The following is a 13,795-nucleotide window of genomic DNA, read 5'->3' on the forward strand; positions in this document are numbered from 1 at the left end:
ATGATTTCATGGTACAACATTTGATACTTATTTGCCGTCACAAATCAATTTGTGACGTAAAACCTTTTTAAAGTCTTAGGGATAGACTAACCTTTCAAATAATGGAGTGACAGTTTAAGGATGATGGGGATGTCGAAGTGGAAGCTTAGTTTTGTATCTGCAGTTTTTCTGTTTTCTCCAAGTTTGTGGGCAGACACTCCCAGTGTGGATATTCTTGATTACGACCACGTTTATGCAACGGCGCATTCAGGCAGTTTGAACGAAGATGCTGGGGGAAATAATAATGCATCGGCGTTTGGATTGAGTGTGAGCTACACCATTACCGACAACTGGTTACTGCTTGGTGATTATACCGCGCGTTTCATCCACCCAGACGAGAGTACGACTCGTATTGATACACTTATGGCTGGTGCAGGTTATCGTTATAGCATCAAGAGAGACTTGGATATTGTCGCTTCTTATTTATTTGGTGTGACTAAAGGGGAAGTTGAGCTGAATGGCACCAATGAGACCTTAGAGTCAGACACGGAATTTGTCCAAGGTGTCAAAGCCGAACTGAACTATGGTTTTGCTAAACGTTGGATTGCGAATGGTAGCGTGCAGCTTAACCGAAGCGATTTGTTCGATGAAGAGATTTACCACCTAGGTTTACGTTATCTAGTGACCAACAAATTTGCGATTGGTGGGTCATACCAGCATAGAGATGGTGAAGGGAGCACAGGCGTAAGTGAGAGGACTAATGAGTTAGGTGTCGAGTTTTTCCTCGAATACTAATTGAATTAAACCTAATACACTATAACAGCTACAAAAAAGCCAGCTTAATCGCTGGCTTTTGCATATCTAAGTGCCTGCTTGGTATTGTGACGATTAAAGAACCGCAGCGATACCTTTACATAGAGGGCCCATGTTTGACTTAGTCATGCCCGCTACGCTGATACGGCCAGAGCCAACAATGTAGATTGCGAATTCTTCTTTTAGGCGGTTTACTTGCTCTTTGCTCAAACCAGAGAAAGAGAACATGCCGTTTTGGCGCTCGATGAACGTGAAGTCTGCATCAACACCTTCCGATTTCAGTGTTGCAACGAATAGCTCACGCATCTCTTGAATACGGTCACGCATCTCAGCGACTTCCGCTTCCCATTCATCACGTAGACCAGCATCACCAAGGATGTGAGTTACGACAGCACTACCGTGCGCTGGTGGGTTAGAGTAGATAGAGCGGATGATGCTCTTAACTTGAGAGAATGCTGTTGTTGCTACGTCTGCAGATTCAGCAACTAAAGTGAATGCACCAACACGCTCGTTGTACAGACCGAAGTTCTTAGAGAAGGAGCTCGCAACTAGAATCTCTTTGTTGTACTTAGCGAAAGTACGAAGGCCAGCAGCATCTTCTTCAACGCCTTTTGCAAAACCTTGGTAAGCAAAGTCGAATAGTGGAAGAAGTTTCTTCTCAGCAACGAGTTTAGCCAGTACGTCCCACTCTTCAGCTGTTGGGTCGATACCTGTTGGGTTGTGACAGCAGCCGTGAAGAAGAACGATATCACCTTCAGATGCTTTCTCTAGGTCAGCAACCATGCCAGCGAAGTCTTTATCTTTTGTTTCAGCGTTGTAGTAGCTGTACTGAGCAGTTTCGATACCCGCAGCAGCGAAAACACCGTTATGGTTAGCCCAAGTCGGATTGCTGATCCAAATCTTCACATCGCCAAGTTGACGCTTAATGAATTCACCTGCAACACGCAGAGCACCAGTACCACCCGGAGCTTGTGCTGTTTTAGCGCGTTGAGAAGTTACGATTTCAGCGTCTGAACCGAAAAGTAGTTTCTGAACGGCAAGACCGTATTCAGCGGTACCTTCTATCGTTAGGTAAGATTTGGTTTTTTCGTTTTCAAGAAGTGCAGCTTCTGCTTTCTTTACTGTTTTAAGTACTGGCGTTTGACCATCTTCATTTTTGTAGATGCCAACACCAAGGTTGATTTTCTCTGCACGAGAGTCGTTTTTAAACTCTTCAGTAAGGCCGAGGATAGGGTCGGCGGGCGCAGCTAACACTTTTTCGAACATTAATCTTCATCCATGTCAATTGAGTGGGAATAGTATCTAAGGTTAGTTATACCTGTATGGAATTTTTAAGACAATACGAAGTGAATAGAAAGACAAAAAAAAATCCATTTCAATCAGATTTATTGACTAAAGAGGGTATTTGATAACAAAACACCCTACGGATTAACCTACAGGGTGCAAGAAGTTAGTGGTTTTTGAAAAGATTATGCAGTGGAAGCAATAAGGCTTTCTCTCTCGAGTTCGTTTTCTGCGTTTTTCCCATCTTTGTAAGTGGCTGCGATTTTAGCAAAAAGGTCTTCTACGGCTAAAAAGGCTTGAACAACTTGCGGATCGAAATGAGAACCTTCACCTTCTAAAATGATCGCTTTGGCTTGTTAATGTGTAAATGCCGGTTTATAAACGCGTTTAGATATTAATGCGTCATAAACAGCGGCTAAGGCCATTAAGCGACCCGACAAAGGAAATTCTATCGATAGCTTTTGCGGATTGATACAAGAAAGTGGTTGGTGTTGAATTTTTGTTAGCTAGGTGGGGAATATTACAGCATTATTGTGAAGAGGTTTGAATAGCCTCGGTTGAGTCACGAGGCTATTAAGTCGATGAGGTTGCGATGAGGATTGAAAAGACTAGCTGCAACGCGACCCAACGATTATAAAAAGCTGACTACTTTTTAAGATTGATTTCAGCTTCAATTGAGCCTGTTTCAATTTCTGGGTGTGACGCCAGTTTGTCTGCTGCCCATTGGTTGATGTGCTTAAGAATTGCAGATACCGCGTGCTTTTCAGTAGGTGCTTGATCTTGGTCTACATCTAGCTTCTGCTTTGGATGTGAGCCTGTCGCATCTTCAGCAATATGGAGCCAATCTGGATGCCAGTAGTATGGCTGGCCACTCGGTGTTGTCCAACTATGAACACCGTTTGACTCGCCTTTATAACTTAACTGATCTGCTTCTATTTTTTTCATTGTTATCTCGCATGTTTTTGGGTTACATCAAATTATTGAGGCGTAAAGCGACTTTAGCTCTTACCTTGGATACAAACTTAGCAAAGCTTACAAAGTTATCTGTGAAGCAATTCACACAATTATAGAAATTAGGTGCAATCGTATGGATAGAAGCAATAGTTGATCACGTTAATGATAAGATCACCCGTCCACAGGAATTTATCTAGGTAGTACAATTAGATGGCGCGTTATGAAGAGCTTGCAAAGGATATTCGAACTCAGATCGCTAATAACACATGGCGTTCAGGAGAGAAGATCCCCTCTGTGCGAATGAGCTGTCGTAATTACAACGTCAGTAATAGTACTGTGCTACAAGCTTATCAGTTGTTAGAAAGCGAAGGTTGGATCATTGCTAAGCCTCAGTCAGGCTTCTTTGTTGCTCCTAAAGTCGACGGTGTAGATTATCAGTCGCCAGTAGCACGAGAGAAGAAGGCAATTAACGATCGCCTATTCGACTTTCTAAAATCCAGTTCTGCTGAGGGTATAGTTCCTTTTGGCTCCGCTTTTCCTGACCCAGATCTTTTCCCTTTACCCAGCTTAACTCGAAACCTAGCCAGCGCCGGAAGAAAAATGACGGGTGCAAGCGTGATTAATAATTTGCCGCCAGGCAGTGAGTCATTAAGAAGGCAGATCGCACAGCGCTACTTACAACAAGGTATCAGCGTTAACCATCAAGATATTGTGATTACTTCAGGTGCGATGGAGGCATTGAACTTGAGCCTACAAACCGTAACTCAATCTGGCGATTATGTTGTGATTGAATCGCCGGCATTTTATGGCGCTTTGCAAGCCGTAGAGAGGCTGGGGCTCAAGCCTATCGAAGTGGATGTTTGCCCAGTCAAGGGATTGGATATTAAACAGTTTGAAAGCGTACTGAAGAACAATAATGTGAAAGCATGTTGGCTGATGGCGACTTTTCAAAATCCGACAGGCACAAGTTTAACGGATGAAGCTAAACGCCGAGTAGTCGAGATAGCAGAGCAACACAATACCTATACTATTGAAGATGACGTGTACGGTGACCTTTACCATGAAGGAAATAAACCTAAGCCTTTGAAGGCGTTTGATAAAACGGATTCGGTTTTACTGTGTGGTTCCTATTCAAAAAGCCTCTGCCCAGGCTATCGAGTAGGATGGGTGGTGAATGCTTGCTTCAATGATGCGATTCAGAAGCTGCAATTGCTTTCCACGCTCTCTAGTAGCGCGCCAGTACAGCTTGGTGTCGCACACTTCTTAACTCATGAAAGCTATGATAATCATCTACGTAAGTTGCGTAAGAGCCTTTTGGAGCGAAAAGTGCGTTTTATAGAAATTATTAAGCAGTACTTTCCACACTCTATCAAAATTGAAGAGCCTGCAGGTGGTTACTTTATCTGGATCCGTTTCAATTCTGGCTTCGACAGCCAGCAACTTCATCAACTTGCGATTGCACAGGGGATTAGTGTCGCATCGGGTGATTTGTTTAGCGAGCAGGGGAGGGCTGACAATGCAATTCGTCTGAACTTCTCCTACGAACTCACTCAAGAGAGAGAGCATGCCCTCGTATTGCTCGGCAAACTCGCCCATCAGTTGGTGCATTAAGCGCGGATATAAACGCTAACTGACTCATAAAAAATAACATTATGCTAACTGTACGGTTTTATTATGGGGAAACTGTACGCCTAATTTGCTGATTAGTTGTGATTCAATAACGTTAGACCAAATATTGAAGATACCGTTATGTTGAAAATGACTATGGGAAATGAAGTGAAGCTGATTGTCGTCGCGATTGTGTGTGCCCTTCTACTTATTCTTGGCCATGTATTATTGGCAAAAGCATTCGCTGATATGGCTTGGGCGGAATACACCACCGCTGCGATTCCATTTGTAATGATGGCGATTTGTGGTCTCGCGATAAAGTATGCAAGTAATCAGGACGTTGATTAGCGCACCTATCAAGGAGCTAGTTTGGCATGACTCCTAATAACGTTCTCGTTCTGTTTTGAACATAAAAGAACCTCCGCAATTGCGGAGGTTTTTGTTTTCTTTCTTTTAATTCGAGTTTAACGCGGAATTAGAAGTTCGCAGAGCGAGGAGTACGTGGGAATGGGATAACGTCACGTACGTTGCCCATGCCAGTTACGTAAGATACAAGACGCTCGAAACCTAGACCGAAGCCAGAGTGAGGCACTGTGCCGTATTTACGTAGGTCGCGGTACCAGTTCATGTGCTCTGGGTCGATACCTACTTCACGCATGCGCTCATCTAGAATGTCTAGACGCTCTTCACGCTGAGAACCACCGATGATTTCGCCGATACCAGGAGCTAGTACGTCCATCGCCGCTACAGTCTTACCGTCATCGTTAGCACGCATGTAGAATGCTTTGATGTCTTTCGGGTAGTTCTTAACAATTACAGGCGCTTTGAAGTGTTCTTCAGCTAGGTAACGCTCGTGTTCAGAAGACATATCGATACCCCATTCAACTGGGAATTCGAACTCACGACCTGAATCTAGAAGGATCTGGATTGCGTCAGTGTAGTCTACTTGTGCGAAGTCAGAAGTTACGAACTGCTCTAGACGAGTAATTGCTTCTTTGTCGATACGTTGAGCGAAGAACTCAAGGTCGTCACGACACTCTTCTAGTACGGCTTTGAATACAAACTTAAGCATGTCTTCAGATAGTTTAGCGATATCTTCTAGATCCGCGAAAGCTACTTCAGGTTCAACCATCCAGAATTCAGCCAGGTGGCGGCTTGTGTTTGAGTTTTCAGCACGGAAAGTAGGACCAAACGTGTAAACTTTGCTTAGTGCACAAGCGTAAGCTTCACCGTTTAGTTGGCCAGATACTGTTAGGAATGTTTCTTTACCGAAGAAATCTTCGTTGTAATCAACAGCGCCTTTGTCTGTACGAGGTAGGTTTTCCATGTCTAGCGTAGAAACGCGGAACATTTCACCAGCACCTTCAGCATCAGAAGCCGTGATTAGCGGAGCAGATACCCAGAAGAAACCTTGCTCATGGTAGAAGCGGTGAATCGCTTGAGATAGACAGTTACGAACACGCGCTACTGCACCGATTACGTTTGTACGTGGACGTAGGTGAGCTACTTCACGAAGGTATTCGATAGAGTGACGAGTTTTCGCCATTGGGTATGTTTCTGCGTCTTCAACCCAACCAACAACTTTAACGTCAGTTGCAGCAAGCTCAAAATCTTGACCTTTCGCTGGAGATTCAACAATCTTACCTGTTACTTCAACAGAGCAGCCAGTAGTTAACTTTAGTACTTCGTTTTCGTAATTATTAAGATTATTAGGGACCACGGCCTGAATCGGGTCGAAACAAGAGCCGTCATAAATGGCAAGGAAAGAGATTCCAGCTTTGGAATCACGACGTGAACGGATCCAGCCGCGAACAGTTACTTCACTGTCTACCGCTAGCTTGCCGCCAAGTACGTCTTTTACAGGCGCGTAAGTCATGTTGGTTTAATTCTCCATTGAGGGACAAATTCAACGCAATGTTTGCAAGTGATTGTCTATAGCTCGCTAAGTTTTGAACAAAAAACAATCGAAACATTGAGTTGTATAAACTTTTTAAATCAATGGAACATATTACCTGTCATACAGAGAGCTTCAACCTTTATTCTTGCTTGTCGAAAGAAATATTTTGTATGTCCGCTATAAAACTCACAAAGGGTTGGTTTTTTGTTCGATCTGGCCGTGGGTTTAACTTTGGCTGTTGTTATTTGTTAACTTTTCTTTAGCTCGACTCACCTTGCGCGTGGCCTATATTGACTGAACCGTCGCAATCTTTGTTTCCAATAATGATTGTGTGATTGCATCGAACCTCACACTATATTGTCGCAGCTTCTCTTATCAGGAGACCATTCACCTTCTTTGTTTAGCACGAACTCATGTCGCTGCAATCTAAAGAGTTACCAGAGGAGTTTAATATTCACGTGTTAATTACGCCGCCTTAGCCACTGCATTCTCTCTACACCCGCACTTTTCGAGCGCTCGCTCATTCATGAAAAACAGCCGATCACATGATGTCTGAACAAGGCAGGACTGGCTGTATAAGTAAAAGAGAATTACATGCTTAATTATTTAAAAACACACTGGTTATCAAATATCAAAGGAGATTCATTATCTGGGATTGTGGTTGCACTTGCATTGATCCCTGAAGCTATCGCATTTTCCATTATTGCAGGCGTCGACCCTAAGGTTGGTTTGTACGCTTCATTTTGTATCTGTGTTGTCACCGCCTTAGTGGGCAGCCGACCGGGGATGATATCTGGTGCGACAGGTGCAATGGCGCTGTTGATGGTCACATTAGTTAAAGAGCACGGGCTTGATTATCTACTAGCAGCATCCTTTTTAGCTGGTGTGATTCAGATTATTGCAGGTTATTTGAAGCTAGGTAATTTGATGAACTTCGTGTCGAAATCCGTGATTACCGGATTTGTAAACGCGCTTGCTATTTTGATCTTTATGGCTCAATTACCTGAACTGATTAACGTACCTACAAGCGTTTATCTGTTGGTTGTTTTGGGGCTAGCGATTATCTATTTGTTGCCTTACTTACGAAAATTGGGCACCGCGATACCGTCACCTTTGGTGGCTATTATCGTGCTCACAATTGTCAGTTTGATGTTTGGCTTAGAAGTGAGAACCATTGGTGACATGGGAAAACTTCCTGACTCACTCCCAACTTTCTTAATTCCTAATATTCCATTCTCATTAGAAACCTTCGAAATCATACTTCCATATTCCATCGCTTTGTCTGTTGTTGGCATCTTGGAGTCCTTGATGACCGCGACCATTGTTGATGATCTGACGGATACAGAAAGCAATAAGAATAATGAGTGCAAAGGACAGGGTGTTGCGAACATTGTTGCGTCACTGTTTGGTGGTATGGCAGGTTGCGCCATGATAGGTCAGTCAATCATCAATATTAAATCGGGTGGTTTAACTAGGCTATCCAGCATGATCGCAGGCGTACTTCTTTTACTGATGGTGGTGTTCGCTTCTGATTGGTTAAAGTTGATTCCAATGGCGGCGTTAGTTTCTGTGATGATTATGGTATCAATCGGTACTTTCTCTTGGCGTTCTATCGTCGAACTTAAAGACCATACTTTACCGACAAATGTCACGATGCTAGCGACGGTTGTTGTGGTTGTCTTTACTCATAACCTTGCGATTGGTGTTGCGGTTGGCGTAGTACTTTCGGCCCTATTTTATACACACGCGAGTAAGGCTATGGTCTTTATCTCTGATGAGGTCGTGACCAATCAACTGCATACAATGCATAGAGTTAAGGGGCATGTGTTCTTTGCTTCTTCCGATGCCTTTGTTGATTTGTTCGATTACGACAAGGCGACGTCGTTGGTCACAATCGATGTTTCTGAAGCTTCCTTCTTGGATAACACCTCAGTCGAAGCGCTCGATAAGGTGGTGTTTAAGTTTCGTAAGAAAGGCGCTTATGTTGAGGTCTTTGGTATGGATGAGGTCAGCGCAAAGCTCATTTACAAACATGCGATGTACCATAAGCATAAAGACTTATCAGCCGTGTCGATTACGCACTAGCGGCTGTTTGAACTCAGAGTTCAAAGCCTTAATAGTGGCAAAGTAGAAAGTGAAGCGCTCATGATTGAGCGCTTTTTTGTTGTGTCGCTGTTAGGTGTTGTAATTGGTTTAGGATTTTTCTTTTGTACAAGACAAGGTGAACTGATTAATCAGGGATTCTAGGTGATCAGACAGCTCTTCTAAGTCATTACTGATATTACGCGTCTCACCTGCCGATAATGATGTGTCATTAGCATGTGAAGTGATGGCTTCGACTTTCTGCTGAACATCTTTGGTTGCATGGGTGGTGGATTGTGTCTGTTGCTGAATATTCTGCGCATGGGAAAGCACCTGTTTCATCTCTTCGACAACACCATTCATCTCAGCAGCGAGTGCGTCGATGTCACTTGAGCTTCGGTGCGCTTGTTCACATACACGGTCAGCTGAGGTTAAAGATTCTTCGCTGCCTTGTTGGAATTGGTTGATGATCGATTCGATATTTCGCGTCGCTTCTGCGGTTCGAGAGGCGAGATGGCGGACCTCGTCAGCAACGACAGCAAACCCTCGGCCTTGTTCACCCGCTCTTGCTGCTTCTATCGCCGCATTGAGTGCCAAAAGGTTGGTTTGATCGGCAATGCCTCGAATCACACTCAATATCGAAGACACTTCGCCAGTCTGCTCATTGAGTGTGGTGATCTTGTGTTTCACCTCTTCGATACTACTAACAAGGTTCTTTATCTCGCTACTTGCATCATGGGCTTGGTCCGCACTTTTACATGCCACATCCGAAGTGTGATTGATGAGGTCAGATGCGGTTAATGTCGCTTGTTCTACATTGACCTGCTGAGCTTGTATTCCTTCAATGTTCCTTTGAACTTCCGCCGTTTCATTTTGTTGGTCGCTAGCGGCTTGTTCAGTAATTTGTGCGACGCTTGTCAGTTGATTGGCGGACGCGTTCAGCTTATGAGAAGTATCTTGTACTTGTTCCAAGCTGTTTGAGACGGTTCCCATGAATGAGTTGATTGATTTGGCTAAAGTGCCAATTTCATCTTGGCTCTGTTCTGGCAAGCGGTTCGAAAGGTTTTTATCGCTGCTGACTTGAGTCATAAAGCGCGAGGTTTGCTGAAGTGGGCGTACAATGATATTACGAATCAGCCCCATCGTCAGCACAAAGCCAGCAAAGGAGATCACTGCCATGATACCGATCGCAGCCATAGTTTGAGTGTTAATCAGCGAATTAACATGACTCAGATTGTAATCCAGTCGTATTGCGCCCAATACTTCGCCCTCTGGCGCCATATGACACGCGACACAATTGGTACCACGATAATTCTCACTCGACTTCATTGGTAGAGCTATCACTAAGCCTTTACCCCAGTCAGCAGAAAATGGCTCGATGACCGTTTCGCCTGACAAGGCTCTTTTATCAATCTCATCAACAGGCGTTTGATTGTCATTTCCTGGACCATACAACTTACTTACTGCTTCGGCACGTAATACTCTAACGTCTTCAATGCCTTCTTGCGCTAATGCTTTCTGACGAAGCGTTTCTTTCTGTGCCATGGTGCCTGTCAGCATCATCATATTCAGGCTATCGAAATAGTTGCTCGCTTTATCGTGAAGCTGTTCACTTAGGACGGAATTAACCAGTTGTTTTTGTTGGGTGTATTGAAAGTAGGTGGATATTGCCAGTAAAAAAGTAAATACAATGGCAAGAGCAACCAGGATCTTGAAGGTTATTGTTGAGCGCATAGGTGTTTTTATTAATTTTGATGACGAGACTACTGTACTGGCAAGAGTCTTTACCACCTATGGGGTATATCGAATAGTGTGACCACACTCCGGTTGTGGTTTTGTTTCTGTGATGTAGCGAGTTTGTATGCTAATGGGCGCCCAATTGGACAACCTAAAGAGCGAGGAGCCAGTTTTGATAGTTCGCATAGTAAGTACGTGCAGCTATAGCACCTAAAAGTACTATTTTGGATGCTCAAGTTATACTAGTTAACAGGTCTTATGTTTATAATGATTATTGTGTATTGATGGTTAATTAATGTCCAAATGCTTGTTTTGTTCAATTTAATAACAAAAAATGTGGTTATAGCGTTGTGTTTCAGAGTTCATTCGATAATATGAAGTGACCTCTAATGATAGAGGAAGGGCGGCAACGGATACGCTGCTTTAAATAATATGGAATGTGACTTATTGATATTGGACACATACATGAAATTCAAGATTACATCACCGATCATCGAACCCACAGAAGGGTCACCACATCAGAACATAGCTGCTTCATCTGATCACACCTCTCTATACTCTCGCTTGTACTACTCGTTTTCTACTGCCTTTTCGCGATTTAACTCCGCTTATCGCTCCTATCGATATTCGTTTTAAAGCTTAACTTCTTTCGAATTTTCTTTGCATCTTGGTTGATGACAGAGAACTACACCTATTAAAAACTAAATAAGTTAAAGACAATGAATATTAAAATGATGGGTAGCTCCCTAATTATCGCTGGTACCGCTCTCGGTGCTGGTATGCTTGCAATCCCAATGGTATTAGCTCAATTCGGATTGCTTTACGGCACAATGCTAATGGTTCTGATCTGTTTCGGTACCACTTACGCGGCATTACTACTTCTAGAAGCAACCATCAAAGCGGGTGGTGGCTTAGGATTAAACTCTATCGCTAGAAAGACACTAGGCAAAAAAGGGCAACTGATCACCAATGGTCTGCTTTACGCGTTGCTGATTTGCTTGTTAATGGCTTACATCCTAGGCGCGGGTGATTTGCTGAGTAAGTTGCTGTATAACTTCGGTGTCGAGATTACTGCAACAACGAGCCAAATCACTTTTACCTTGATTGCAGGCGCTGTTGTGGCAAGTGGCACAGGCGTAATTGATAAGCTCAACCGTGCACTGTTCTTCGTGATGCTGGCAAGCTTGTTTGCAACGATGGCATTTTTAGCACCAAGCATGATGCAAGATAACTTAATGCAGGTAACGAGTCACAATCATGTTGACCTAATCAAAACGAGTGCAATCTTGTTCACCAGTTTTGGCTTTATGGTCGTGATTCCAACTTTGGTTTCTTACAACCATGAAGCGACCGATAAGCAGCTTCGCAATATGGTAATTGTAGGTTCTCTTATTCCTCTTGTGTGCTACCTATGTTGGTTGTTTGCTGTGGTAGGTAATTTGAGTGAAGAGCAGTTTAGAAGCTTCCACAATGTATCTGATTTGATGGCTGCATTTGAAGCTCAGTCACCATGGGTGGGTACCGTGCTATCTATCTTCACTGGATTGGCTCTACTGACTTCGTTCTTTGGTGTGGCCATGTCGCTATTCAACCAAAACCGAGACATGTTCAACCAAAATACGACGGTGACTTACTGCATTAGTTTTATCCTGCCGCTAGCCGGTTCACTACTAGCTGCGGATAAGTTTTTACAAGTGCTGAACTACGCTGGCATCATCCTTGTGTTCTTGGCGGTATTCGTTCCTCTGGTAATGGTTCACAAGCAACGCTTTATGAAAGTAGCTGAAGATAGATACAGTGCGGAAGGTGGCAAGCCAATGTTACTTTTCTCATTACTGTTTGGTTGCTTCTTACTTATCTCGCAAGTGATTTAACCAATCGCTTCAGTTGCTGTGCCAGGAAGTAAATGATATTGAGACATAAAAAAAGGAACGCATATGCGTTCCTTTTTTATTGCTTGTTTGTTAGCGAGAATCGATTAACAAACAACCTTAACAGCCAAACCACCTTGAGATGTCTCACGGTATTTAGCGTTCATGTCTTTACCGGTTTCTAGCATTGTTTCGATAACTTTATCTAGAGAAACAGTAGGAGCAGAAGAACGACGAAGTGCCATACGAGCAGAGTTTATTGATTTCACTGCAGCAATACCGTTACGTTCGATACATGGTACTTGTACTTGGCCTGCAACTGGGTCACATGTAAGACCTAAATTGTGTTCCATGCCAATTTCCGCAGCCATACAGACTTGCTCTGGGCTACCACCCATAAGCTCAGCAAGACCAGCAGCAGCCATAGAACATGCCACGCCAACTTCACCCTGACAGCCAACTTCAGCACCAGAGATAGAAGCGTTTCGCTTGTAAAGACCACCGATTGCACCTGAAGCTGCGAAGTAACGAGTGTAGTCTTTCTCTGTCACTGTTTGGATGAACTTGTCGTAATATGCTAAAACAGCAGGGATGATGCCACATGCGCCGTTTGTTGGAGCCGTTACTACACGACCGCCCGCTGCGTTCTCTTCGTTTACTGCGAAAGCAAACATGTTTACCCAGTCAACAACAGACATTGGATCGTTTGTTGTTTTTTCTGAAGTCATTAGCTGTTGGCGAAGTGCAGCAGCACGGCGAGGTACACGTAGTGGACCAGGCAGGATACCTTCAGTATTCATACCTCGATCCATACACTCACGCATTGTTTTCCAAATGTTTGCGAAGTAAGTACGAGACTCTTCGTCAGAGTGGAAAGCTGCTTGGTTTTTCATAACCAGTGTGCTGATAGAAAGGCCGCTTTCTTTACACTGATTAACTAGCTCTTCAGCTGTTGTGAATTCGTAAGGTGCTTTAATTGGGTTCTCTTCTTCTTTGCCGAAGTTCTCTTCGTCAACGATGAAACCACCACCAATTGAGTAGTAAGTTTTTGAGTATGCAACTTCGTCGTCAATCCACGCGTGGATGCTCATACCGTTCTCGTGTAGAGAAAGGTTGCTAGTATGGAAGTTCATACCACCATCGCGAGGGAACGAAACTGTGTGACAGTGCATGCCAACAGGAAGGCGTTCAGTTTCTTCTACGCGAGCAATAAAGCCCGGGATAGAATCGATATCAACACGCTCAGGAGTATTGCCAGCAAGACCCATGATGATTGCGATATCTGTGTGGTGACCTTTCCCTGTCAGTGATAGTGATCCATATACGTCCACGGTGATTTTAGTGATGTCGCGCAATTTTCCCATTGAACGTAGGTCATCAATAAATTCTTTACCCGCTTTCATTGGTCCAACTGTGTGCGAGCTCGATGGACCAACACCGATTTTATAGATATCAAATACACTAATCATAGCGATTACCTCAAAAAGAGAGCCTCCCAAGGGGAGTAGGGAGGCTCATTTATTATCATTATATTTTGTGTCTAATCTCGCGATATAAGATGAAAGGCATC

At 43.6% G+C, this 13,795-nt stretch carries 10 protein-coding genes; 5 read left to right on the plus strand and 5 right to left on the minus strand.

The window, feature by feature from the left end:
- Positions 1-129 precede the first annotated feature (129 nt).
- On the plus strand, positions 130-774 hold the full coding sequence (locus tag ACTRWI_RS09250) for an outer membrane beta-barrel protein (RefSeq protein WP_499130741.1): 645 nt from the start codon (positions 130-132) through the stop codon (positions 772-774).
- Positions 775-867: 93 nt separating this feature from the next.
- Here the strand turns inward: ACTRWI_RS09250 and ACTRWI_RS09255 are convergent, their stop codons facing one another.
- Entirely contained in the window at positions 868-2,058 is a 1,191-nt protein-coding gene (locus ACTRWI_RS09255) for an amino acid aminotransferase (RefSeq protein ID WP_499130743.1), read from the minus strand.
- Between the two features lie 663 nt (positions 2,059-2,721).
- Positions 2,722-3,021, minus strand: coding sequence for a hypothetical protein (locus ACTRWI_RS09260; protein WP_004741582.1), 300 nt, complete (start codon positions 3,019-3,021; stop codon positions 2,722-2,724).
- 219 nt (positions 3,022-3,240) lie between these two features.
- Here ACTRWI_RS09260 and ACTRWI_RS09265 point away from each other — a divergent pair, with 219 nt between their 5' ends.
- A complete protein-coding gene (locus ACTRWI_RS09265) occupies positions 3,241-4,641 on the plus strand; it encodes an aminotransferase-like domain-containing protein (protein ID WP_499130745.1) in 1,401 nt (466 codons plus the stop codon).
- A gap of 138 nt (positions 4,642-4,779) precedes the next feature.
- Positions 4,780-4,986, plus strand: a complete 207-nt coding sequence (locus ACTRWI_RS09270) for a hypothetical protein (RefSeq protein ID WP_004741584.1) — start codon at positions 4,780-4,782, stop codon at positions 4,984-4,986.
- Between the two features lie 127 nt (positions 4,987-5,113).
- Here the strand turns inward: ACTRWI_RS09270 and asnS are convergent, their stop codons facing one another.
- Positions 5,114-6,514 carry an asparagine--tRNA ligase gene (gene asnS, locus ACTRWI_RS09275; protein ID WP_499130747.1) on the minus strand — a complete coding sequence of 467 codons (1,401 nt, stop codon included), beginning with the start codon at positions 6,512-6,514 and terminating at the stop codon, positions 5,114-5,116.
- A 615-nt stretch (positions 6,515-7,129) separates the two neighbouring features.
- Here asnS and ACTRWI_RS09280 point away from each other — a divergent pair.
- Positions 7,130-8,620, plus strand: a complete 1,491-nt coding sequence (locus tag ACTRWI_RS09280; RefSeq protein ID WP_499130749.1) for a SulP family inorganic anion transporter — start codon at positions 7,130-7,132, stop codon at positions 8,618-8,620.
- A gap of 108 nt (positions 8,621-8,728) precedes the next feature.
- Here ACTRWI_RS09280 and ACTRWI_RS09285 read toward each other — a convergent pair whose 3' ends face one another.
- Positions 8,729-10,351: a methyl-accepting chemotaxis protein gene (locus ACTRWI_RS09285; RefSeq protein WP_499130750.1), complete on the minus strand. Its 1,623-nt coding sequence runs from the start codon at positions 10,349-10,351 to the stop codon at positions 8,729-8,731.
- 722 nt (positions 10,352-11,073) lie between these two features.
- Here ACTRWI_RS09285 and ACTRWI_RS09290 point away from each other — a divergent pair.
- Entirely contained in the window at positions 11,074-12,228 is a 1,155-nt protein-coding gene (locus ACTRWI_RS09290; protein ID WP_499130751.1) for an amino acid permease, read from the plus strand.
- Positions 12,229-12,332: 104 nt separating this feature from the next.
- Here ACTRWI_RS09290 and ACTRWI_RS09295 read toward each other — a convergent pair whose 3' ends face one another.
- Positions 12,333-13,694 (minus strand): L-serine ammonia-lyase, encoded by a 1,362-nt coding sequence (locus ACTRWI_RS09295; RefSeq protein ID WP_499130753.1) that lies wholly within the window; start codon positions 13,692-13,694, stop codon positions 12,333-12,335.
- Positions 13,695-13,795: the final 101 nt, after the last annotated feature.

It is taken from the genome of Pseudoalteromonas sp. G5_S1_14_S5 (genome assembly GCF_054968605.1).